This window comes from Nocardia sp. NPDC003979 (genome assembly GCF_053605015.1).
This window is the reverse complement of sequence record NZ_JBSGIJ010000003.1, coordinates 192,295-215,336: the sequence shown is the minus strand read 5'-3', so window position 1 is coordinate 215,336 and position 23,042 is coordinate 192,295. Positions and strand designations below refer to the sequence as shown.

At 67.4% G+C, this 23,042-nt stretch carries 22 protein-coding genes; 16 read left to right on the top strand and 6 right to left on the bottom strand.

The window, feature by feature from the left end; all coding sequences use genetic code 11:
* The 4 genes from rpsG (at position 1) to ACWEVR_RS07660 (ending at position 4,874) form a co-directional block, all read left to right on the top strand.
* The gene (gene rpsG / locus ACWEVR_RS07675) at positions 1 to 471 is read left to right on the top strand and encodes a 30S ribosomal protein S7 (protein WP_067485171.1); all 471 of its coding nucleotides are present in this window, start codon (positions 1 to 3) and stop codon (positions 469 to 471) included.
* 33 nt (positions 472 to 504) lie between these two features.
* Entirely contained in the window at positions 505 to 2,607 is a 2,103-nt protein-coding gene (gene fusA / locus ACWEVR_RS07670) for an elongation factor G (protein ID WP_452466259.1), read from the top strand.
* Positions 2,608 to 2,721: 114 nt separating this feature from the next.
* Positions 2,722 to 3,912 carry an elongation factor Tu gene (gene tuf, locus ACWEVR_RS07665; protein ID WP_067485177.1) on the top strand — a complete coding sequence of 397 codons (1,191 nt, stop codon included), beginning with the start codon at positions 2,722 to 2,724 and terminating at the stop codon, positions 3,910 to 3,912.
* A gap of 149 nt (positions 3,913 to 4,061) precedes the next feature.
* On the top strand, positions 4,062 to 4,874 hold the full coding sequence (locus ACWEVR_RS07660; protein ID WP_452466258.1) for an alpha/beta fold hydrolase: 813 nt from the start codon (positions 4,062 to 4,064) through the stop codon (positions 4,872 to 4,874).
* Between the two features lie 30 nt (positions 4,875 to 4,904).
* Here the strand turns inward: ACWEVR_RS07660 and ACWEVR_RS07655 are convergent, their stop codons facing one another.
* Positions 4,905 to 5,240, bottom strand: a complete 336-nt coding sequence (locus ACWEVR_RS07655) for a hypothetical protein (RefSeq protein ID WP_452466257.1) — start codon at positions 5,238 to 5,240, stop codon at positions 4,905 to 4,907.
* A gap of 99 nt (positions 5,241 to 5,339) precedes the next feature.
* The gene (locus ACWEVR_RS07650; protein WP_452466256.1) at positions 5,340 to 5,768 is read right to left on the bottom strand and encodes a PPOX class F420-dependent oxidoreductase; all 429 of its coding nucleotides are present in this window, start codon (positions 5,766 to 5,768) and stop codon (positions 5,340 to 5,342) included.
* A gap of 260 nt (positions 5,769 to 6,028) precedes the next feature.
* Between ACWEVR_RS07650 and fusA (ACWEVR_RS07645) the strand changes: the two genes are divergently transcribed.
* Positions 6,029 to 8,107 (top strand): elongation factor G, encoded by a 2,079-nt coding sequence (gene fusA, locus ACWEVR_RS07645; RefSeq protein ID WP_452466255.1) that lies wholly within the window; start codon positions 6,029 to 6,031, stop codon positions 8,105 to 8,107.
* Between the two features lie 37 nt (positions 8,108 to 8,144).
* Here the strand turns inward: fusA (ACWEVR_RS07645) and ACWEVR_RS07640 are convergent, their stop codons facing one another.
* A complete protein-coding gene (locus ACWEVR_RS07640; RefSeq protein ID WP_452466254.1) occupies positions 8,145 to 8,663 on the bottom strand; it encodes a nuclear transport factor 2 family protein in 519 nt (172 codons plus the stop codon).
* A 99-nt stretch (positions 8,664 to 8,762) separates the two neighbouring features.
* Here ACWEVR_RS07640 and ACWEVR_RS07635 point away from each other — a divergent pair, with 99 nt between their 5' ends.
* A complete protein-coding gene (locus ACWEVR_RS07635; RefSeq protein WP_452466253.1) occupies positions 8,763 to 9,215 on the top strand; it encodes a MarR family winged helix-turn-helix transcriptional regulator in 453 nt (150 codons plus the stop codon).
* A gap of 27 nt (positions 9,216 to 9,242) precedes the next feature.
* On the opposite strand, the gene ACWEVR_RS07630 is transcribed toward ACWEVR_RS07635, so the two are convergent.
* Positions 9,243 to 10,139: a helix-turn-helix transcriptional regulator gene (locus tag ACWEVR_RS07630; protein ID WP_452466252.1), complete on the bottom strand. Its 897-nt coding sequence runs from the start codon at positions 10,137 to 10,139 to the stop codon at positions 9,243 to 9,245.
* Between the two features lie 102 nt (positions 10,140 to 10,241).
* Between ACWEVR_RS07630 and ACWEVR_RS07625 the strand changes: the two genes are divergently transcribed.
* From ACWEVR_RS07625 to ACWEVR_RS07605, 5 genes are all read left to right on the top strand, one after another.
* Positions 10,242 to 11,726, top strand: a complete 1,485-nt coding sequence (locus tag ACWEVR_RS07625; RefSeq protein WP_452466251.1) for an MFS transporter — start codon at positions 10,242 to 10,244, stop codon at positions 11,724 to 11,726.
* 121 nt (positions 11,727 to 11,847) lie between these two features.
* Positions 11,848 to 13,044, top strand: coding sequence for an NAD(P)/FAD-dependent oxidoreductase (locus tag ACWEVR_RS07620; protein ID WP_452466250.1), 1,197 nt, complete (start codon positions 11,848 to 11,850; stop codon positions 13,042 to 13,044).
* Positions 13,045 to 13,152: 108 nt separating this feature from the next.
* Complete coding sequence (locus ACWEVR_RS07615) at positions 13,153 to 13,362, top strand: hypothetical protein (protein WP_452466249.1); 210 nt, start codon at positions 13,153 to 13,155, stop codon at positions 13,360 to 13,362.
* Between the two features lie 41 nt (positions 13,363 to 13,403).
* Positions 13,404 to 14,168, top strand: a complete 765-nt coding sequence (locus tag ACWEVR_RS07610) for a glutamate racemase (RefSeq protein WP_452466248.1) — start codon at positions 13,404 to 13,406, stop codon at positions 14,166 to 14,168.
* Between the two features lie 80 nt (positions 14,169 to 14,248).
* Positions 14,249 to 14,989 carry a DNA alkylation repair protein gene (locus ACWEVR_RS07605; protein WP_452466247.1) on the top strand — a complete coding sequence of 247 codons (741 nt, stop codon included), beginning with the start codon at positions 14,249 to 14,251 and terminating at the stop codon, positions 14,987 to 14,989.
* Here ACWEVR_RS07605 and ACWEVR_RS07600 read toward each other — a convergent pair.
* Together ACWEVR_RS07600 and mftR2 are read right to left on the bottom strand one after the other, a co-directional pair.
* The gene (locus tag ACWEVR_RS07600) at positions 14,986 to 16,041 is read right to left on the bottom strand and encodes a ferredoxin--NADP reductase (protein WP_357148362.1); all 1,056 of its coding nucleotides are present in this window, start codon (positions 16,039 to 16,041) and stop codon (positions 14,986 to 14,988) included. The two genes, ACWEVR_RS07605 and ACWEVR_RS07600, sit on opposite strands and share 4 nt — an antisense overlap.
* A gap of 37 nt (positions 16,042 to 16,078) precedes the next feature.
* Positions 16,079 to 16,717, bottom strand: a complete 639-nt coding sequence (gene mftR2, locus ACWEVR_RS07595) for a mycofactocin system transcriptional regulator MftR2 (RefSeq protein ID WP_067485219.1) — start codon at positions 16,715 to 16,717, stop codon at positions 16,079 to 16,081.
* A gap of 163 nt (positions 16,718 to 16,880) precedes the next feature.
* Here mftR2 and mftA point away from each other — a divergent pair, with 163 nt between their 5' ends.
* From mftA to ACWEVR_RS07570, 5 genes are all read left to right on the top strand, one after another.
* Positions 16,881 to 16,985 (top strand): mycofactocin precursor MftA, encoded by a 105-nt coding sequence (gene mftA, locus ACWEVR_RS07590; protein ID WP_067485222.1) that lies wholly within the window; start codon positions 16,881 to 16,883, stop codon positions 16,983 to 16,985.
* 2 nt (positions 16,986 to 16,987) lie between these two features.
* Complete coding sequence (gene mftC / locus ACWEVR_RS07585; RefSeq protein ID WP_452466524.1) at positions 16,988 to 18,478, top strand: mycofactocin radical SAM maturase; 1,491 nt, start codon at positions 16,988 to 16,990, stop codon at positions 18,476 to 18,478.
* A gap of 142 nt (positions 18,479 to 18,620) precedes the next feature.
* Complete coding sequence (mftF, locus tag ACWEVR_RS07580) at positions 18,621 to 20,018, top strand: mycofactocin biosynthesis glycosyltransferase MftF (RefSeq protein ID WP_452466246.1); 1,398 nt, start codon at positions 18,621 to 18,623, stop codon at positions 20,016 to 20,018.
* Between the two features lie 10 nt (positions 20,019 to 20,028).
* Entirely contained in the window at positions 20,029 to 21,408 is a 1,380-nt protein-coding gene (gene mftG / locus ACWEVR_RS07575; RefSeq protein WP_452466245.1) for a mycofactocin dehydrogenase MftG, read from the top strand.
* Between the two features lie 105 nt (positions 21,409 to 21,513).
* Positions 21,514 to 22,884 (top strand): GAF domain-containing protein, encoded by a 1,371-nt coding sequence (locus ACWEVR_RS07570; RefSeq protein ID WP_452466244.1) that lies wholly within the window; start codon positions 21,514 to 21,516, stop codon positions 22,882 to 22,884.
* The last annotated feature ends 158 nt before the right edge of the window (positions 22,885 to 23,042 follow it).

The window sequence follows — 23,042 nt, the reverse complement described above, 5'->3', positions numbered from 1 at the left end:
ATGCCACGCAAGGGCCCCGCACCCAAGCGTCCGCTGATCAACGACCCGGTCTACGGGTCCCCGCTGGTCACTCAGCTGGTCAACAAGATTCTGCTGGACGGCAAGAAGTCGACCGCCGAGCGCATCGTCTACGGTGCCCTCGAGCAGGCGCGCGAGAAGACCGGCACCGATCCGGTCGTCACCCTCAAGCGCGCGCTCGACAACGTCAAGCCCGCCCTCGAGGTGAAGCCCCGCCGCGTCGGTGGCGCCACCTACCAGGTGCCGGTCGAGGTCCGTCCGGGCCGCGCCAACACCCTCGCGCTGCGCTGGCTGGTCAGCTACTCCCGCGCCCGTCGTGAGAAGACGATGATCGAGCGTCTCGCCCACGAGCTCCTCGACGCGAGCAACGGCCTCGGTGCCGCGGTGAAGCGTCGCGAGGACACCCACAAGATGGCCGAGTCGAACCGGGCCTTCGCGCACTACCGCTGGTGATAGTCCGGCCCGTCACTTAAAAGGGAGAATTTCGTGGCACAGGACGTGCTCACCGACCTGAACAAGGTCCGCAACATCGGCATCATGGCCCACATCGATGCGGGCAAGACCACCACGACCGAACGCATCCTGTTCTACACCGGCATCACGTACAAGATCGGTGAAGTTCACGACGGCGCGGCCACGATGGACTGGATGGAGCAGGAGCAGGAGCGTGGTATCACCATCACCTCCGCCGCTACCACCTGCTTCTGGAAAGACAACCAGATCAACATCATCGACACCCCCGGGCACGTCGACTTCACCGTCGAGGTGGAGCGTTCGCTGCGCGTGCTCGATGGTGCGGTCGCGGTGTTCGACGGCAAAGAGGGTGTCGAGCCCCAGTCCGAGCAGGTGTGGCGTCAGGCCGACAAGTACGACGTGCCGCGTATCTGCTTCGTGAACAAGATGGACAAGCTCGGCGCTGATTTCTACTTCACCGTGCAGACCATCAAGGACCGTCTCGGTGCCAAGCCGCTGGTCATCCAGCTGCCGATCGGCGCCGAGAACGACTTCGAGGGCATCGTCGACCTGGTCGAGAACAACGCCAAGGTCTGGAAGGGCGAGACCAAGCTCGGCGAAGAGTACGAAGTCGTCGAGATCCCGGCCGACCTCAAGGACAAGGCCGAGCAGTACCGCCAGGAACTGCTAGAGACCGTCGCCGAGTCCGACGAGGCGCTGCTCGAGAAGTTCTTCGGTGGCGAGGAGCTCTCCGTCGAGGAGATCAAGGGCGCCATCCGCAAGATGACCGTCAACTCCGAGCTGTACCCGGTGCTGTGCGGTTCCGCGTTCAAGAACAAGGGCGTGCAGCCCATGCTCGACGCGGTCATCGATTACCTGCCTTCCCCGCTGGACGTCGAGGCCACCACCGGCCACGTGCCCGGCAAGGAAGACGAGATCCTGACCCGCAAGCCGAACGTCGACGAGCCGTTCTCGGCCCTGGCGTTCAAGATCGCGGTGCACCCGTTCTTCGGTGAGCTCACCTACATCCGCGTGTACTCGGGCAAGGTGGACTCCGGCTCGCAGGTCGTGAACTCGACCAAGGGCAAGAAGGAGCGTCTGGGCAAGCTGTTCCAGATGCACTCCAACAAGGAGAACCCGGTGACCACCGCTTCGGCGGGTCACATCTACGCCGTGATCGGTCTGAAGGACACCACCACCGGTGACACCCTCTCGGATCCGCAGAACCAGGTCGTCCTCGAGTCGATGACGTTCCCGGACCCGGTCATCGAGGTCTCCATCGAGCCCAAGACCAAGTCCGACCAGGAGAAGCTCGGCACCGCGATCCAGAAGCTGGCGCGCGAGGATCCGACGTTCTCGGTCAAGCTCGACTCCGAGACCGGCCAGACCGTCATCGGCGGTATGGGTGAGCTCCACCTCGACATCCTCGTCGACCGCATGAAGCGCGAGTTCAAGGTCGAGGCGAACGTCGGTAAGCCGCAGGTGGCCTACCGTGAGACGATCACCAAGCCGGTCGAGAAGCTCGAGTTCACGCACAAGAAGCAGACGGGTGGCTCCGGCCAGTTCGCGAAGGTCATCATCGCGGTCGAGCCCTTCGTCGGCGAAGACGGTGCGCACTACGAGTTCGAGAACAAGGTCTCCGGCGGTCGTGTGCCCCGTGAGTACATCCCGTCGGTCGACGCGGGTGCCCAGGACGCCATGCAGTACGGCGTGCTCGCCGGCTACCCGCTGGTGAACCTGAAGGTCACCCTGCTCGACGGCGCGTACCACGACGTCGACTCCTCGGAGATGGCGTTCAAGATCGCGGGTTCGCAGGCCCTGAAGGAAGCGGCCCGTAAGGCCGGTCCGGTGATCCTCGAGCCGCTCATGGCGGTGGAGGTCATCACACCCGAGGATTACATGGGTGAAGTGATCGGCGACCTCAACTCCCGCCGTGGCCAGATCCAGGCCATGGAGGAACGCAGTGGTGCCCGTGTCGTCAAGGCGCTGGTTCCGCTCTCGGAGATGTTCGGCTACATCGGTGACCTGCGGTCGAAGACCCAGGGTCGCGCGAACTACTCCATGGTGTTCGCCCAGTACGCGGAGGTTCCGGCCAACGTGTCCAAGGAGATCATCGCCAAGGCGACCGGCGAGTAATTCGCTTGCCGCGGCCTTGTACGCTTGGCCGCGGCAACCGGGCGTCAGCACGACCCCCCTTATTAACCGCACTGCTGCAAAAAAGCACGCACTAACTAGTCCAGGAGGACAACAGTGGCGAAGGCGAAGTTCGAGCGGACGAAGCCCCACGTCAACATCGGCACCATCGGTCACGTCGACCATGGCAAGACCACGCTGACTGCGGCCATCACCAAGGTGCTCGCCGACAAGTACCCGGACCTGAACGAGAGCTTCGCTTTCGACCAGATCGACAAGGCGCCGGAGGAGAAGGCTCGTGGTATCACGATCAACATCTCCCACGTCGAGTACCAGACCGAAAAGCGCCACTACGCGCACGTCGACGCCCCGGGTCACGCCGACTACATCAAGAACATGATCACCGGTGCGGCCCAGATGGACGGCGCCATCCTCGTGGTCGCCGCCACCGACGGCCCGATGCCGCAGACCCGCGAGCACGTGCTGCTCGCCCGTCAGGTCGGCGTGCCCTACATCCTGGTCGCGCTGAACAAGTCGGACATGGTCGACGACGAGGAAATCCTCGAGCTCGTCGAGATGGAGGTCCGCGAGCTGCTGGCGTCGCAGGAGTTCGACGAGGATGCCCCCGTCGTGCGCGTCTCCGGCCTCAAGGCCCTCGAGGGTGACGAGAAGTGGGCCGAGTCCATCGTCGAGCTGATGAAGGCCGTCGACGACTCGATCCCGGACCCGGTCCGTGAGACCGAGCTCCCGTTCCTGATGCCGGTCGAGGACGTGTTCACCATCACCGGTCGTGGCACCGTCGTCACCGGTCGTGTCGAGCGCGGCATCATCAACGTGAACGAGGAAGTCGAGATCGTCGGCATCCGCGAGAAGAGCACCAAGACCACCGTCACCGGTATCGAGATGTTCCGCAAGCTGCTCGACCAGGGCCAGGCCGGCGACAACGTCGGTCTGCTGGTTCGTGGCATCAAGCGCGAAGATGTCGAGCGTGGCCAGGTCGTCGTGAAGCCGGGCACCACCACTCCCCACACGGAGTTCGAGGGCCAGGCCTACATCCTGTCGAAGGACGAGGGCGGTCGCCACACCCCGTTCTTCAACAACTACCGCCCGCAGTTCTACTTCCGTACCACGGACGTGACGGGCGTTGTGACCCTCCCCGAGGGCACCGAGATGGTCATGCCCGGTGACAACACCGAGATGTCCGTCAAGCTGATCCAGCCGGTCGCCATGGACGAGGGCCTGCGCTTCGCGATCCGCGAGGGTGGCCGCACCGTCGGCGCCGGTCGCGTCACGAAGATCATCAAGTGAGTCTCTGACTCGCTGACACCGCAACGGCGTCGCTCCTTCGGGAGCGGCGCCGTTCGGCGTTTCCGGGGGCACCACCTTTGGGGTCATCGCTCAGGGGGCCGGTGGTGGGTAGCGTTCCTGGTTCAGGTGTTCCGGTGAATGGAGGCGGCGTGGTTGTGGTGAAGGGGTTCGAGGTTGTCGAGGGGGAGCTCGGGCACGGGTTGCCGTATTTCGCGTTCGGGGAGGGGCGGCCGTTGGTGTTCCTGCGGTGGTTCACGCCGGATCACACGAACCCGAGCGGGTGGATGCGGGCCAGTGAGGTGAAAACGCTGGCGCCGCTGGCCAGGAACTTCCGGGTGTACGCGGTGAATCGGGCTCCGGGGATGGCGGAGGGGACCTCGATGGCCGATATCGCGCGCGACCACGCGGAGGCTTTGCGGGAGGAATTCGGGGAGCCCGTCGATGTGCTGGGGATTTCCTCGGGCGGGTCGGTAGCCCTGCAATTGGCCGCCGATCATCCGTCGTCGGTGCGCAGGCTGGTGATCGCGTCGTCGGGCTGCCGGCTGCCCGAGCCCGCTCGCGCCTCACAGCTGAAGTACGCGACGGCCGCCGCCGAAGGGAAACGCGCACTCCAGCACATGGCGACCGTCGGTATCGAGTCGCCGGTGAAGGCCCGCCTGGTCGGTGCGGTGGCCTGGCTCGCCGACCCGCTGATGCGCCCGAAGAACCCCGCCGACACCCTGGCGTTCGTCCGCGCCGAAGACGCCTTCGACGTCACCGACCGCCTCACCGACATCACCGCCCCCACCCTGGTGATCGGCGGCGAACGCGACGAGTTCTACCCCCAGTCGATCTTCCACCAGACCGCCGAGGGCATCCCCGACTCCCGCTTGATCATCTACCCCGGCACCACCCACATGGGCGCGATCAAACACGAACGCTTCGCTCCCGAAGTCACCGAATTCCTGGAATCGGCAACGTAATCGAGGGTCGAGGCATCCGGCGAACGGTCTTCACCGCTCGTCGAGGTGTACCCGGACCGTGACACCGCCGCGTTCGCCGCGGTGCGCGACGGCATGGCCGTAATGGTCGAGGCCGTCGATGCGCAGGGTGATCGGCCCACCCGCACCGAGGAAGTTGCGCCACCACGTCTTCTGATCCGGCATGGCGACGCCGATGACGTACTCGTCCCCGGACCGGCGGTAGTTGACCGGGGTGCTGAACGTGCGCCCCGAGCGGCGGCCGACATAACTCACCTCGGCGAAGGATTTGCCGAGAACCTTGCGAAGGCCCGGCGCCTTCGTCACGGCGAGGACGATCGCGTTGAAGACGCGCATACCGCGTCGCATCATCGGATTCTGAAACATCTACTTGCCCCGGATCTGTCACGGAATGTGTGGTCTCGACCGTACCGATCGACTGTGGCAATTCATTGAGAGCTCACTGTGTCAGCGGATCTTGGCTCCGTAGACATGCTCGACGGTCATCGTCATCAGGACGCGGCGGTCGGAGACCATCACCTCGCGGTATTCGTCCCAGTCCGGGTGCTCGCCTGCGGCGGCGCGGTAGTAGGCGACCAGGGCCTCCACCTCGGGGCCGTTGGGGTCGGTGCCCGGCCCGGTGAGCTGGACGGTGCCCTCGGCAGTTGCCCAGGACCAGCCGTCGGCGCTGCCCACTTCGAGAGCGGCGCGTGGGTCGCGGCGCAGATTGGCGGTCTTGGCGCGGCCCTCGGTCATCGAGACGTAGATGACGCCCGCCTCGCGGTCGTAGTAGGGGGTGACCGGTGAAAGCTGGGGCCTGCCATCGGCTTTGATCGTGGCGAGGACACCGATCTTCGCCTCGGCGAGCAGGGCGTGCGGATCGAACTGTTCGGACATGGGCGACTCCTGTTGTCGATGTGTTCTGACGAACCGTTGTGCACCTGCGTTTATGCCCGCGCGGAAAACCTGTCGACAATCCCGGATCGGGCCGCGTACAAAGAATCCATGTTTACGGTACGTCCGCAGTCGCGGTTCTAGTTCGCATCGGGTCCGTGTGGCGCCGAGGCGGCGCCGCGTGACCCGACGCCCGTGCCGTCCCCCGGAGCGCCTCACCGGCGAGCGTCGATCTCTGAAACCGACTCGGCCGGGAGCCTCCCATGACCAGAACCGACCTCGCCCGCCTACGCAATATCGGCATCGCCGCCCACATCGACGCGGGCAAGACCACGATCACCGAACGAATCCTGTTCTACACCGGCGTGATTCGCACCCTCGGTGAGGTGCACGACGGTACCGCCGTGATGGACCACATGGTGCAGGAGCGCGAGCACGGCATCACCATCACCTCCGCGGCGACCACCTGCGAGTGGGCCGAGCACCAGATCACCGTCATCGACACCCCTGGCCATGTCGACTTCACCGCCGAGGTGGAGCGCACGCTGCGGGTGCTCGACGGCGCGGTCGCGGTGTTCGACGCCAAGGAGGGTGTGGAGGCGCAGTCGGAGCAGGTGTGGCGCCAGGCCGACACCTACGGTGTGCCCCGGATCTGTTTCGTGAACAAGATGGACAAGCTCGGCGCCGATTTCGCCTTCACCGTGCGGACCATCGCGGAACGACTCGGTGTGCGCCCGTTGGTGGTCCAGCTGCCGATCGGTGCCGAACGTGACTTCGAGGGCGTGATCGACCTGGTCGACCTGACCGCGAAGCGCTGGCGTGGCGACACCGGAAACGGTGTCCGCTACGAGACCGTCGAGATACCGGAACAGCTGCGGGCCAAAGCGATCCAGCATCGAGAAGCACTGCTGGCGACGGTCGCCGAAGCCGACAACGACGTGCTGGAAAGCTACCTGTCCGGCCAGCCGATCGCTGTCGACGTCCTCAAAGCCGCGATCCGGCGGATGACGCTCGACGCCACGGCCTACCCGGTGCTGTGCGGTTCGGCGCTGGCCAATATCGGCGTACAACCGCTGCTGGACGCCATCGTCGACTACCTGCCGTCACCGGTGGATGTCGTAGCTGTTCACGGCTTCTCGATGGAAGGAACACACGTGCACCGCGCTCCCGATATCGCCGAACCGTTCGCGGCCCTGGCGTTCAAGGTCGCGGCGCATCCGTTCTTCGGGACGCTGGTGTATCTGCGCGTGTACTCCGGCACCGCCGAACCCGGTGCCACCGTGCTGAATTCGACGAACGGACGAAAGGAGCGCCTGGGCAAGCTGTTCCAGATGCACGCGAGCACCGAGATCGCGATCGATCGGGTGCGGGCGGGTCAGATCTGTGCCGTCATCGGCCTCAAAGCCACCGGCACCGGCGACACCCTGTGCGATCGGCACGACCCGATCGTGCTGGAGTCGATGACCTTCCCCGACCCGGTCCTGTCGCTCTCGATCGAACCGAGGACTCGCGCCGACCAGGACAAGCTCGGCACCGCCCTGGCCCGCCTGGCCGACGAGGACCCGACGTTCACCGTGCACGTCGACGCCGAAACCGGACAGACGGTGATCGGCGGCATGGGCGAGCTGCATCTGGAAATCCTGGTCGACCGGCTGAAACGACAGTTCCGGGTGGACGCGACCATCGGCGAACCACGTGTGGCCTACCGCGAGACCGTCACCGCTCCCGTCGATCTGCTCGAGCACACCCACCGCAAACAGGTGGGTGGACGCGGGCAGTACGCGAAGGTGGCGATCGCGCTGGCCCCGCACGTGGCCGACGACGGCGCCGTCTACGAATTCCGCAACCAGGTCACCGGTGGGCGGGTGCCGAGGGAGTACATCCCCGCGGTCGACGCGGGCGCGCAAGACGCGCTCGCGGTCGGCCCGCTCGCCGGCTTCCCCCTGGTGAACGTGCTGGTGACGCTGCTCGACGGCGCCGCCCACGTGCAGGATTCCTCGGATCTGGCGTTCCGGCTGGCCGGTGCGGCGGCGGTGCGCGCGGCGGTGGCGCGCGCGAAGCCGGTGCTGCTCGAACCCATGATGGCCGTGGAGGTCGTCACGCCCGAGCAGTACGTCGGCGAGGTGATCGGTGATCTGAACACCCGGCGTGGCCGGATCACCGAGCTGGCCGAGCGCGGCGGCGCCCACGTCGTCCGCGCGCTGACCCCGCTGTCGGAGATGTTCGGCTACATCGGCGATCTTCGCTCGAAAACCCGTGGCCGAGCGAACTTCTCGATGACGTTCGACTCCTACGCCCCGGTCCCACCCGAGGTCGCGAAGTCGATCATCGCGGGCAGCTGACCAGGATGTCGGTGGCGTCTTCTCGGGCGCCACCGACTCAGGGTGCCAGGGTGCCGACCGTCCACAGGGGCGCGGTTTCCACGCGGGCGAAGCGCCATCCGCCGGACGTGCGCACGGCATCGAATCGGTAGGTGCCGCCACCGGCGTAGAACGGTTCGGGGGCTACCCGCCCGGGGGTCGGTGCGCTGGGAACGAACGCGAACAGCGAGTTCGCCCGGACCTGGGCCCGATCACCCGCGAGTTCGATGCGCACATTGCTGATGTAGTGCGGCGAGCGCTGCTGGTCGGAGTGGTTGCGGCTGGCCAGCGCGATGACCTTGTCGAGCCCGGTGGCCTCCCCGCCGGGCGATTTGGCGGTCACGTCGGCGGTGTAGATGGTGGCGAAGGCGTCGAATCGTCCTTCTTCCAGTGCTGCGGCGAGATTGTCGACGAGGGCGTGGATCTCGTTGCGGTCTTCGAGCTCACGCAGTCGTTGCTCGGTGGAGTCGGTGCAGGCGGTGGCGAACAACGCGGTCGGCAGCGCGAGGATCGGCAGGAGGTAACGGATTTCGGTCATGATCCCAGCCTTCGGCTTGATTGTTGGTATCACCAATGTAGGTGCGGCCAACGATAACATTCGTGGGTGGTACCAACAAGTGCTTGATACGATGAGGTCATGGAAAAAGCGGGAGCGCAGGCGGCGGCGAAGCTGCGGGGGATGCCGACTCGACTGCTCACCCAGGTCGCGGTGCTGGCCGACCGGGCTGCCGAACGCGCCCTCGCCGACACCGGCTCGCGCAGGCATCACTTCGCGCTGCTGGCCACCCTGGCCGAGTTCGGTCCCGCCAGCCAGGCCGAGCTGGGCAGGCGCACCGGCATCGACCGCAGCGATATCGTCGGTGCGCTCAACGACCTGGCCGGGCGCGGCTTCGTCGACCGCACCCCCGACCCCGAAGACCGGCGCCGCAATATCGTCACGATCACCGAGCCCGGCGACTCGCACCTGGCCGACCTCGACGGCAAGCTGCGCGCCGCCCAGCAGGAACTACTGGGTGCGCTGTCCGAGGGCGAACGCGACCAGCTCGTCGGTCTGCTCAGCCGCGTGCTGGACGACCACGCGGGGCGGTGAAGCTCGTTCGGCGACGGTGCTATTCGATCAGCGGTGCTGGCCCGTGAGGGCCTGGCCTTCCGGTGTCGTGGGCCGACGCGCAGCCGATGCCCCGCGCAGCAGATGCAAGGCGTCGGCGGAGGTCTCGTTGCGGGCGGTGTAGACCTCGAGCCGGTGGTCGGGGCTGTCGGGCTGCAACCACACCTGATAGTCCACATCCACGCTGCCGACCGTCGGATGCTGTAGTCGCATCGTGCCGACGGTGCAGTCGGCGACTTCGCCCTCGGCCCACAGTGTCGCGAATTCCGTACTGCGCATGGACAATTCGCCGATCAGTTCGGCCAGGCGTGCGTCGGTGGGGTAGCGGCCCGCCGTGAGCCGCAGGTAACCGACGTGAATGCGGGCGAGTTCGTCCCAGTTGCGATGCAGGTCCCTGGTGAGCGGATCGAGGAAGAATTGGCGTGGGACCGACGGGCGCTCGACCGGGTCGGCGGGGGCGGCGAAGTCGAGGTGTTCGGCGAAGAGCGCGTGTCCGCTGTGGTTCCAGGCGAGCACGTCGCCGCGCCTGCCCAGGACGAGGGCAGGCATGGTGTCGCCGAGCGCGTCGAGTAGGGCGAGGACGCGGGGGTGGGCGTGTTCGGGTTCGTCGCGGGTGAGTCGTGGTGTGGTCGGTCGTCCGGCCAGGTTGTGCAGGTGTGCGGTCTCGGCGGCATCGAGCCGCAGTACCCGTGCGAGGGCGTCGATGACCTGTGGCGACGCCGTGCCCGCCTGATCCTGTTCGAGCCGGGTGTAGTAGCCGGCGCTCACGCCCGCCAGCTGCGCGAGTTCTTCGCGGCGCAGCCCGGGCACCCGGCGGGTCGCGCCGTAGGTGCGCAGCTCGAGGTCGGCTGGGGTGATGCGGTCGCGGCGGGTTTTGAGGAATACGCCGAGGCTTTCCAGCTCCATGTTCCCGATCGTAGGGAGCCCGGTGCGCTCGTGGGTATCCCTGCCGGGTGTACCCATCGCCGGGTCTGGTTGCCGTGTACGGCAGGGCCCAGATTCGGTGACATGAACAATGCTTCTCCGGTGCGGGCCTGGCTGGGCCTGCTGGTGGTCCTCGGTCCGGTTCTGCTCGTCGCGATGGACGGTTCGGTGCTGTTCCTGGCGATGCCCGCGATCACCGGCGCGCTGTCCCCGTCCGCCGATCAGAGCCTGTGGATCCTGGACAGTTACGGCTTCGCCGTCGGCTCCCTGCTCATCGCGTTCGGCACCATCGGCGACCGCTACGGGCGCAAACGGCTCCTGCTGATCGGTGCCGCGATGTTCGGTCTCGGCTCGGTGGGCGCGGCCTTCGCCACCAGCCCAGAATCGCTGATCGTGTTCCGCGTGCTGATGGGCGTGGCCGGGGCGACGCTGTTGCCGTCGGCGCTGGCCGTGCTCGGCACCCTCTTCACCGACCCGAGGCGCCGCGCACAAGCCATCGGTATCTTCGCGGCCACGTTCGCCGCCGGATTCGCGATCGGACCGATCGTCGCGGGTCAGCTGCTGAGCCGGTTCTGGTGGGGTTCGGTCCTGTTGATCAATGTGCCGGTGGTGCTGTTGTTCCTGATGTTCGCGCCGATCCTGCTCGGAGAAGTGCGGGCCACGGTGGCCGGCCGTATCGACGTGGCGAGCGTGGCTACCTCGGCGGCGGGTCTGTTGCTCGCGATGTACGCCGTGAAACACACAGCGGCAGAAGGCATTTACACTTCGGTCACGGGCGCGGGCTTGGTGGGGGCGGTGCTGCTCGGCTGGTTCGGGCGCAGGCAGGGGCGGATCGCGAACCCGCTGATCGACTTCGCGTTGTTCCGCAACCGCGTGTTCACGATCGCGATCGTCACCGGCTTCCTACCGCTGGCGGCGTGGTCGGCCACCGCCTACCTCGGCGGCATCTATCTGCAGTCCGTGCTCGACCTCACCGTCACCGATGCCGCGCTGCTCGCGGTGCCCGGGGCCGTGGTCCTCACCGTCACCGCCGTCGTCACCCCGGCGATCGCCGCCCGGATCGGCCGGTCGGCGGCGCTCGTCACCGCGCATTTCACCATCGTGGCGGGTTTGCTGCTGTTGCTGCCGACCGGCACGAGCACCGGAGCGGGCTGGTATATCGCGGCGACGGCCGTGGCGGGCATCGGTTACGGCATCTCCTTCAGCGTGGTCGCCGATATCGCGGTCGCGGCGGTCCCGCCCGAGCGCGCGGGGTCGGCGGCCGCGCTCGCCGAAACCGGCAACGAGCTCGGCAATGCTCTCGGCATCGCCCTGTTCGGTTCCCTGGCCGCGCTCGTCTTCCGTATCGGCGGTCCGGACCTGGCGCCCACCCTCGGCGCAACCCTCGACCTACCCGGTTTGCTCCCGGCGGCCGCCGACGACGCGCGATCGGCGTTCGTCGACGGGGTGCATGTAGTCGCCGCGGCCGCCGCCGTGCTGCACGCCCTCCTCGGTCTGGTCGCGCTGCGCGTTCTGCGCTCGCGTCCAGTGGATGTGGAGGCCGCGCAACCCGCTCCGGTGGGCCTCTGACGAAGGAACCATCGGCGACGCTCCGATTGCCTGCGGCATCACATCGCTGCCCGAATGCGATGTGAACCACACTCCCGACCGGCGCACTGGTACAAACAAGCGAGAGGGAAGGACGAAATATATGAGCGCGCCGATCGTCATCGTCGGAGCGGGCCTGGCAGGCCTGCGCACCGCCGAGGAATTACGCCGAGCCGGGTACGAGGGGGGTGTGCTGCTCGTCGGGGACGAGGCGCGGCCACCGTACGATCGCCCACCGCTGTCCAAGCAGTTCGTGCGTGGCGAGACCGACGACACCACCCTGCGCCCGCCGGAGTTCTTCGCCGAGAAGAACATCGAGCTGCGCCTCGGCACCGCTGTCGCCCGAGTCGACACCGCCGCGCGCACCCTCACCCTGGCCGACGGTGACACCATCGCCTACGACCAGCTCGTCATCGCCACGGGCCTGCGCCCCCGCCGCCTGCCCGGGGTGGAGGAGGTGACGGGCGTACACGTACTGCGTGCCCACGACGACGCCGAATCCCTGCGCACCGACCTGGCCGCCGCCCAGCGTGCCCTCATCGTCGGCGCCGGATTCATCGGCTGCGAACTGGCCGCGAGCTTCCGCGCCGCGGGCAAGGACGTGACCCTCGTCGAACCGCAGCCTGCCCCGCTGGCGTCGGTACTCGGCGAGCAGATCGGTGGGTACGTGGCGCGGATGCACCGCGACCACGGTGTCGACCTGCACTGTGGCGTCGGTGTCGACACGCTTCGGGTGGACGTCGACGGGCATGTGCGCGGCGCGCTGCTCAGCGACGGTTCCGATATCGATGCCGACCTGGTGGTCATCGGAATCGGGTCTGTGCCCGCCACCGACTGGCTGGCCGGTTCCGGTATCGAACTGGCCGACCCGACGGCGGGCGGCGGCGTGCTTGCCGACGAGCTGGGTCGTACGTCCGCTGCGGGCGTCTGGGCGGTCGGTGACGTTGCTGCCTGGCGTTACGGTGACATTCGCAAGCGGGTCGAGCACTGGACCAGTGCGGGTGAGCAGGCGAAGCTGGTGGTTACCGCGCTGCTCGGCGGCGCGGCACCTACGGCCGCGCGGGTGCCGTACTTCTGGAGCGATCAGTACGACGTCAAGATCCAGGCCCTCGGTACGCCCGATCCGGCCGACGAGGTCACCGTCGTGTCCGAAGACGGGCACAAGTTCCTCGCCTACTACTCCAGGGACGGGATTCTCACCGCTGTGCTCGGGGCGGGAATGACGGCCCAGGTGATGAAGTTGCGTGCGAAGCTGGCCGCGCCCACGCCGGTGGCCGATCTGCTGGCTGCGACGTCCTGATCCTGAGGCGTGTGGCGGACTGCCGGTGGGGCACGGATCACTGGCGGTGCCGCCGAGCGCAGGCAAATGACTCGGGTTCCGGCACGCGAATCGGATTACTCTGGCGCCGTGGGGATTTCTGAGTTTGCACCCGGCGACGTGGTCGTCTTTTCACACGGCCCGTTCGGTGGGATCTGTGCTGTCGTCCAGTCCGTCGACACCCGGCGGTCGACGCTCGGGCTGGAGTTCGCCGTTGGCACCACGCATCGGGAGGGCGGGGTGCTGCGGGAGGATCGGCATCGGCTGACCGTCGGGTTCGACGAGGTCGAGTTGCTGTAGGCGGGACGGGGGGCTTCGCGGGCCTGTAATACGGTGGACCCGTGATCGTCGCGCTTATCGATTCGGGTCTCGGCTTGTTGCCGACGGCCGCGTGGCTGCGCAAACTGCGACCGGATGTGGATCTGCTGCTGCTGCTCGATCCCGAGGGCGCGCCGTGGGGGCCCAAGCCGGAACAGTGGGTGGTCGAGCGGGTGCTGGCGACGGCCCGGCAGGCGCTGGCGCTGGGGGCCGAGGTGATCGTGCTGCCGTGCAATACGGCGAGTGTGACGGCGCTGGCCCAGGTGCGCGCCGAGGTGGGGGAGTCGGTGCCGGTGATCGGTACGGTTCCGGCGATCAAACCTGCTGCGGCGCAGTGTCGTTCGGTTGCGGTGTGGGCGACGGCGGCGACGACGGCCAGCCGTTATCAGGCCGACCTCATCGCCCGCTTCGGTGGCGATGCGAAGGTCGTGGGGGTGGCTTGCCACGGCTTGGCCGACGCCATCGACCGTGGTGACGTGCCCGCGATCAACGCCTCCATCGCCGCCGCCGCGGCCCGCACCCCCGCCGACGTGGAGGGCGTGGTCCTGGGCTGCACTCACTACCCGCTGGTCATCGACGCCATCGTCGCCGCGTTACCCGACGGCGTCCGCCTCTTCGACAGCGCCCAAGCCGTCGCCGCCCAGACCGTCCGCAAAATGAACGAACTCGGCAGGCCGACCACCGGCACCGGAACAGTCATCGTCCGCACCAGCGGTGAACCGGGGGAATTGCCTACCAGCGCAGCGACTTTCGAGTCGGGCCGCCTGCTGGGCGCCGTCGGCCTCTGACGTTCCGGTCCGGCTGGTGCGGTGACCGGGCAGGGTGTCCTGTGGTGTTGAATGCGCATAACCGACCCTGGAGGTGCGTTGTGACCGAGGCTCCCACCGCCGACGACGTACGCGCCGCGCTCGCCGAACACGCCGACCCGGCCGACGCGCGACACCTGCAACGCTTCTTCAAAACCGGACCCGGCGAGTACGGCGACGGTGACGTGTTCCTCGGCGTGCGCGTGCCTGTCAGTCGGAGGGTCGCCAAAGGATTCACCGCGCTGCCGCTCGACCAGGTCGACGAACTCCTCGACAGCCCGATCCACGAGGAACGCCTTGTCGCCCTGCTCATTCTCGACGCGAAGTTCGCCACCGCGTCGAAACCACGCACCCGTGACGACAAGGCCCGCGAGGAGATAGTCGACCGCTACCTGGCCGCCGTGTGCCGGGGCCGGGTGAACAACTGGGACCTGGTCGACTCGTCGGCCGAATACATCCTCGGTGCCTGGCTGCTCGACAAAGACCGCACCCTGCTTTTGGAACTGGCACACCAGGATTCGCTCTGGGAGCGCAGAGTCGCGCTGCTGTCGACCTTCGCCTTCATCCGCGCGGGCGACGCGAGCACCACCCTGGCCCTGGCCGAGGAGCTGCTCGACGATCACCGCGACCTGATCCAGAAGGCCCTCGGGTGGATGCTGCGCGAGGTCGGCAAGAAGGTCGACCCCGCGCTACTCACCGGCTTCCTGGATGCCAACGCACGCGAAATGGGCCGCACCGCATTGAGTTACGCGACCGAACACCTCGACAAGGAACAGCGCGCCGCGTATCGGGCGATGCGTTAGAACTGGATTTTCAGGTGGTCGGTCACCGGCCGGGCCTGGCAACCGAGGATGTAGCCGTTCTCGATGTCCTCGGGGTCGAGGATCTCCGAATTCTCCATCTCCACTTTGCCTTCCAGCACCGTGCAGGCACAGGACCCGCATTCGCCTTCCTGGCAGGAGTACGGCACGTCGAGGCCCTTGTCGAGCATGATGTCGACCAGCGTCTGCTTGCGCGGCCAGCTCAGCTCGTGCACCTGCCCGTCGAGCTCCACCTCGACGGTCGCGGCGTCGGCGGCCTCTTCCTCGGACACCTCGGCGGGCGCGTGGTCGGCGAACGGGTCACCGGCCAGCGAGTTGAAGATCTCGGCGTGGGTGCGGCTGCGCGGCACGTCGAGCGAGGCGAGCGCGGTGTGCACGAGGTCCATGAACGGTTTCGGCCCGCACATGAACGCCTCGTAGGCGGTGTAGGGGCTCACCAGGCGGGCGAGCATGTCGGCGGTCGGCAGGCCGAGCAGCGGTTCGAGCCAGTGGATGACACTGAGTCGCTGCGGGAACTTGCCGACCAGTTCGCGCAGCTCGTCGGCGAAGATCACCGAGCCGGCGTCGCGGTTGGCGTAGACCAGCACGATCTTGCCGCTGCCCTGGGCGAGTGCCGACTTCAGGATGGAGATGACCGGGGTGATGCCGCTGCCCGCCGCGAACAGCAGCAGATCGGTGTCGAGGTCGCGGGGGGTGAACACGCCCGACGGCGGGAGTACTTCCAGCTCGTCGCCTGCGCTGATGTTGTCGCACAGCCAGTTCGACCCGTAGCCGCCCTCGGTGCGCTTCACGGTCACCTTGGGCAGGTCGTCGGTGAACGGCGAACTGGCCAGCGAGTAGCAGCGGGCCACCGAACCGGTGAGCTCGCTGGGGATGCGCAGGGTGAGGAACTGCCCGGGCTGGTAGGCGAAGCGTTCGCGCAGCTCGTCGGGCACCTCGAAGACCACGGAGCGGGTGTCGGTCGTTTCGGCGATGACTGCGGCGACCCGCAGTACCACCGAGCGCGAGCCGTGCGGAACCTCGACTGTGGTCATGTCGTCCTCTCGGGCAAAACTAGAACGTGTTTCAGTTTCATGCTAAGTCCGGACGCGCCTGCAGGGCAAGCTGCGCCTCGAGCCCGGCCACGAGCACCTCCATCCCGAAGTCGTAGGAGTACTTGCCGCGCAGGTCGGACATGTACTTCGTGGCACGGGCCACCGCTTCGGGCAGCAGCACGTCCGCGGGGGCGGAGCGGTCGCGCGGATTCACCCTGCTGCGGCCGAACAGGTAGGTGTGGATGGTCGCGTAGGCGGCCAGCACGTTGCGATCGGAGAATCCCGCGTCGAACAGGATCTCCATCACCGCTTCGATCAGGTCGAGCTGCTTGCCGAGCATCTGCTCGAGCAGGATGTCGCCCAGGCCGGGATGCCTGCGCAGTTTATCGTCTATCTGATCGATCAGATCGCGCAGGCGTACCTGCCACGGGCCGGACTCGCGCGGCGGCTTGCGCACGCCCACCAGCGCCGCGCTGGCGACCAGGTCGAGGAGTTCGCGCTTGTCGGCGACGTAGTAGTAGGGCGCCATCGGCGACACCCCGAGCTCACGCGAGAGCCTGCGCATGGACAGTTTCTCCACGCCGTCCTCGCGTACTACGCGCAGCGCCGCCTCGACGATCTCCGCTTCCGAGAGTGTCGAATTCGCGCCGCTGCCGACCCCACCGTGGTTACGCAAGCCTCTGCCTCACCTCTACTGCCGCTGGGCTCTCGGGCCCCTTCCGTCCTGCTCCCGGAAGTCTAGATGTCGTGGCCCGTCCGGTGAGTTTTTCCGAATCCCGCCTTTATGGCAGTGGCTGACGTTAAAGTCGCGAGTGACCGTCAACACATGGGAGGTAGTCATGGCCGAGAACCCGGCACCCGCGAGCGAGGACACCGGCGAGGACCTGATCGCCGAGACGCTGATCGAAGAGGTCAGCATCGACGGCATGTGCGGCGTGTACTGACCATGGCGGCAGGCGTGCTCGATCTCGATGCCCGATGGGCGCTGCATCCCCGGGTCTCCTTGCGTCCGGAGTCCTTCGGTGCGCTGCTGTACCACTTCGGCACCCGCAAGCTCTCGTTCCTCAAGAGCCGCGAGCTCGTCGATGTGGTCCGGTCGCTGCCCGCACACCATTCCGTGCGGGAAGCGCTGCATGCCAAGGGCTTCAGCGCGTCGACGGCATATGTCGAGGCGCTCGACCAGCTGGCCCGCACCGACATGATCGTGCCCGCGCCGGGTCCGGTCACGCCGGTGGAACCGAGCCCGCCTGCCCCGGTCGGCGCCCCGCAGGGCGGACGGCTGATCGACCGTTTCGAGTCCGGTCTGGCCGCGCCGATCTGTCTCACCTGGGAGCTGACGTACGCGTGCAACCTGTCGTGCGTGCACTGTCTGTCGTCGTCGGGTCGCCGCGACCCGAACGAGCTGAGCACCGAGCAGTGCAAGGCGCTGATCGACGAGTTCGAACGCATGCAGATCTTCTACGTCAACATCGGCGGCGGTGAGCCGACCGTGCGCCCGGACTTCTGGGAGCTGGTCGACTACGCCACGGCCCACCACGTGGGGGTCAAGTTCTCCACCAACGGGGTTCGGATCAACCAGCAGGTCGCCGCTCGGCTGGCCGCCAGCGACTACGTCGACGTGCAGATCTCCCTCGACGGCGCCACCGCCGAGGTCAACGACGCCGTGCGCGGTCCCGGCTCCTACGACACCGCCGTCAAGGCGTTGTCGAACCTGGCCGAGGCGGGCTTCCGCGACGCCAAGCTCTCGGTGGTCGCGACCCGCCACAACATCGCCCAGCTCGACGAATTCAAGGCCATCGCCGACCGATACGGCGCAACCCTTCGCCTGACCAGGCTTCGCCCGTCGGGCCGCGGCGCCGACGTCTGGGACGAGCTGCACCCGCTGCCCGAACAACAGCGCGAGCTCTACGACTGGCTCGTACGCAACGGCGAGGGCGTGCTCACCGGCGACTCCTTCTTCCACCTGTCGGCCTTCGGCTCGGCCCTGCCCGGCCTGAACATGTGCGGCGCGGGCCGCGTGGTCTGCCTGGTCGACCCGGTCGGCGATGTCTACGCCTGCCCGTTCGCCATCCACGACCGGTTCAAGGCCGGAAACATCCTCACCGACGGCGGTTTCGACGGGGTGTGGACCGATGCCGAACTGTTCGCCGAACTGCGCGAGCCGGTCGACGGCGGCGCCTGCACCAAGTGCAGCCACTACGACGCCTGCCGTGGCGGCTGCATGGCCGCCAAATTCTTCACCGGTCTGCCCGCCAACGGACCCGACCCGGAGTGTGTGCAGGGGTACGGGGAGGCGGCCTTGTCGGCACCGGGCCGCGTCGTTCCGCGCCCGGCTGTGGACCACTCGCGGCCGGTGCGCGCCCGCACCCGGGTGTCGCTGCCGCTGACCGTGCGTCAGCCACCGGCCAAGGCGTGCAACGAGAGTCCGCTCGGGTAGTCGCGTCGCGGTTGCCAGCGGTGCGCTGCCGATCTTGCTCGACACGTCAACCAACCGGTCGGAGCGGCATTTCGAGCGGAGTTTCTTCCTTTTTTCTGGGGTGATGATGTTTGGCGGGCCAAGTGCGAATAGCATGCGAGGAATGCGCCATGATCGTCTGCCCGACGGCTTCGGGGTACGGATCGATCCACGGGTACGCGCATTTTCCGGGGGTCGGATCCTGATCGGCGGATCGCCCGCACGGATGCTGCGCCTGGCACCCGAGGCCGCCGAATTGATCGGCGACGGGTACCTCGAGGTCACCGATACCAAGTCCGCGATCGTCGCCCGCAGACTCCTCGATTCCGGGGTCGCCAACCCGCGACCCCGGCTGCTGCCCTCACCCGACGACGTCACGGTCGTCGTCCCGCTCTACAACAACGCCGACGGACTCGTGCGGCTGCTCGGCTCGCTGCGCGGACACAATGTGATCGTCGTCGACGACGGTTCCGACGAACCGGTGCGCATCCCGCCCCGGCCGGGGCGCGGTCAGGTGACGGTGCTGCGTCACGAGCGCCCACTCGGCCCGGCTGCCGCCCGAAATGCCGGGTTGCGGGCGGCGTCAACGGGTTTCGTCGCGTTCCTCGACTCCGATGTGGTGCCGCGCAGCGGCTGGCTCGAGGTGATGCTCGGGCATTTCAGCGATCCGCAGGTGGCGCTGGTCGCCCCGCGCATCGTCGCCCTGGATTCGGAGTCCAACGCGCTGGCCCGCTACGAACACACCCGATCCTCGCTGGATCTGGGCAGGCGCGAGGCGGCGGTGCACGCGCGCGGCATCGTGTCGTACGTGCCGAGCGCGGCACTGCTCGCCCGGCGCGCGGCACTGCTCGGCGAGGGCGGGTTCGACGAATCCATGCAGGTGGCCGAGGATGTCGACCTGTGCTGGCGACTCGAGCGGGCGGGCTGGCGGCTGCGCTACGAACCGGCCGCCCACGTCGCCCACGACCACCGGGTCGAGTTCCGGGCCTGGTTCACGCGAAAGCTGTTCTACGGCACGGGCGCCGCGCCGCTGGGTAAGCGGCACGGGGAGATGGTCTCGCCGCTGAGCGTGCCGAAGTGGACGGTCCTCGCCGCCATCCTGTTCGCCACTCTGTCGAAATGGGGGCTGCTCGGCGGGCTGGTCACCCTGGCGACGGCGCTGGTCCGGATGCGTCGGGTGTTCGCCGAACTCGACAACCCCACCCGCATCGCGGCGGTGTACCTGGCGCGCGGATTCTTCGCCGGGCTCTGGCGATTGGCCTCGGCGATGTGTCGTGACTATTGGCCGGTGACGCTGGTGGCGGTGCTCGCGTCGAGGCGGATCAGGAAGATCGCGGTCACCATGGCACTGGCCGACGGACTGGCCGATTGGTTCACCCACCGCGATTCCGGTGGCCTCGACCCGCTGCGCTATGTGGCCTACAAGCGACTCGACGATGTCGCCTACGGCACCGGGCTGTGGCTCGGCGTCATCCGGGCACGCAGCTTCGAAGCGCTGAAGCCGCACGTTCCGCCGAACTGAGCTGTCCGCGTTGCCGAATACGCTGGTGGTCGGGGCCGGTTCGGCGGGGTGTGTGCTCGCGGCTCGGCTCAGTGACGACCCGGCCCACACGGTGCTGGTGCTCGAGGCGGGACAGGTGTGGCCCGCAACGGCCGACATTCCCGCCGAACTGCTCGACCCCGGCCATCTCCCGGTCGGACCGGAGTCGGCGGTGCTCTGGCGCTACGCGGGAAACCTGGTGCGTGGCAAGCTGATCGGCGGTTCCGGGGCGATCAACGGCAGCTATTTCATCCGGCCGCCCGCCGCGGGCTTCACGGACTGGAACAGCGAGCGATGGACTTTCGACGCGCTGCTGCCGTTCTTCCGGGGCCTGGAGAACGACCTGGATCACGGCACCGACCCCGGCCACGGCACCGACGGCCCGATCCCGGTTGTGCGGGCCACCGATCCCACTCCGTTCAGTGCCGAATTCGCCGAACGATGCGCGACAGCCGGATTGCGCGAGGTCGCCGACCTCAACGCACTAGACGCTTCGGACGGTTTCGGGCGGGTACCGCTCGCGATCTCGGGGAACCGGCGCGCCGGACCGGGCATCACCCATCTCTATCCGGTCCTCGACCGGCCCAACCTCACCGTCGTCGGGGGGACGACGGTGACGCGCGTGGTCATGAACGGCAGCCGGGCCGTCGGTGTGGAATGGGTGCGCGGCCATGACCACGGACGCACCGACGCCGACCGGATAGTGCTGTGCGCGGGCGCCGTGGAATCAGCCGCGCTGCTGCTGCGCTCGGGCATCGGACCCGAGCGGCAACTGCGCGCACTCGGCATTCCGGTGGTCCGGCCCGCCCCTGTCGGGTCGTGGTGCACCGACCACCCCGAGATCGGCGTCGAGTTCCCCGGCCCCGAGCCGGCCGCGTCGACCGTCGCCCTCGAATACGTGCTCGAACACGACGACCTCGAATTCCGCCCGTACACACCTGTGTTCACACCTGGTCTGCGCAGGCTCGGGGTGGCGCACATGCGGCCGACCGGCGCCGCCGAACTGACGTTGTGTTCGGCCGACCCCACCGTGCCCGCCCACATCGATCAGAGCCGGCTGCTCACCGCGGCGGACCGGGCAAACCTGCGCGCGGGCGTCGAGCTGGCGTGCGAACTGTTCGACCTGGGGTTCGCCCCCGTCGACGACCACTGGCTACGTGCCAATAGTGGGACGTCCCAGCATCTGTCCGGCACCTGCCGGATGGGTCCGGCGAACGATGAGCAATCTGTCGTCGACGAGCTAGGGCGCGTGCACGGAATCGAAGGATTGAGTATTGCCGACCTTTCGGTCGTCCCGGTGCCGCTGACGCGGGGTCCGCAGGCCACGGTAGTGACGCTCGCCGCAGCCATAGCGGCGTGCTACACGGTGTGACGGAGTGACATCCGCTAGCACAATGTGACCTGCGGGACAAACCCGCACTTCTGGCGTTTGGCCCGATAACTGCCCGGTACAGTTTGTAGCGGGAAAGAAAGGCAAATGGTCAGCAATCTTGCAGGTGGGCGGCCCCCACGGCAGGCTACGGAGGCGGGCGCGCAGCTCGGTGCTCTGGAAGCCTATGCCGCACAGGCCCATGGTTTTCTCAGTGCCGGTGGTGAACAGCTGACCCAGCTGGCCGGTCTGTTGCGTCCGCTCGTTCTCGAGTCCTGGTTACGCAGCGTACGCGGTGGGATCGATCCCACCGATATGGTCGACGGTCGCGGTCTGCGCGGCGCCGACCTGGTGCGGTATCGCGATGCCCACCCTATCGCCGCCCTCATGCCGTTGATCGACAAACTGCTGGTCCAGGACGCGGCGCGGGCGGGACTCATCGTCACCGTCGCCGACCAGTTCGGGCGAGTGCTCTGCGTGCACGGTCATCCCGACCAGGTCGCCGCCGCCGCCGAGATCGGCCTGCGCGAAGGCGACGACCTCAGTGAACGGCGCATCGGCACCAATGCCGTTGGCCTCGTCGTGCGCACCGGCCGGGCCACCTGGATCCATGGGCCCGAGCACTTCCTGCATCGCATGCACCAGATCACCGGGGCAGCGGCACCCGTGCACGAGCCGGACGGCAGGCTCGTCGGGGTGCTGATGATTGCCGGCGGGATGCGGGTCGCCAAGCCGGAAATCCTCGCCCTGGTCAAGGCCGCCGCCACCGCCGCGGAGATGGATCTGGTGCTGCGAGCCATGCGGGCGGGCCGGCGCGAAACCACCTCGGTACGCGGAAGCGACCCGGCGGCCGAGGCCGAACCGGCCAGGTTGGCGCTCGACGTGCTAGGACTCGGGCAACCGCACTTGAGTGTGGCGGGGGAGCGGGTACCGCTGTCACAACGTCATGCCGAGATCCTGCTGTTGCTCACCGAGCATCCCGAGGGTCTCGGTTCGGATCATCTCGCGCTGCTGCTCGACGACACCGATCTGGACAACGGCACGATCCGCGCCGCCATGTCCCGGTTGCGCGCGGTGGTCGGCGCGACGGTGGTCGCCTCGCGCCCATACCGTTTGCAGGTGCATGTCGCAACCGATGTGGAGGCGCTGCGGGCCGCGTTGGATTCCGGTGATATCGAATCCGCATTGCGGTTGTATGCCGGTCCGGTGTTGCCGCGCTCCTCGGCGCCGGGCATCTGCGACCTCCGCGACGAGTTGCGGGTGCGGTTGCGTACCGCTGTGCTCGCCTCGGCCGACCCGGCCGTGCTGCGCCGGTGGACCGCGTGTCAGGAGGGGCGCGACGATGCCGCAGCCTGGGCCGCGTATCGGGCGACCGTCGATCGCGATTCACCCCTGTATGCGCAGATCGAGGCCAAGATCCGGGTGCTCGATCGGCGCCTCGGTGCCGATGCAACGCAGATGCAACGTTTCGGCTCTTAGTCTCCGGTTCTGAAAGTGTGCTAGCTCACATATCTGTAGCCGATGTGTTGGAGCGCACACTCATGGCCAGGTCGTGCCCAGCTCCGGAAACCGACTGGACGCCCGTCTGACTTTTTTATCGGAATAAGTTCCTTTTTATTAACTCAACGCCTAGTGTC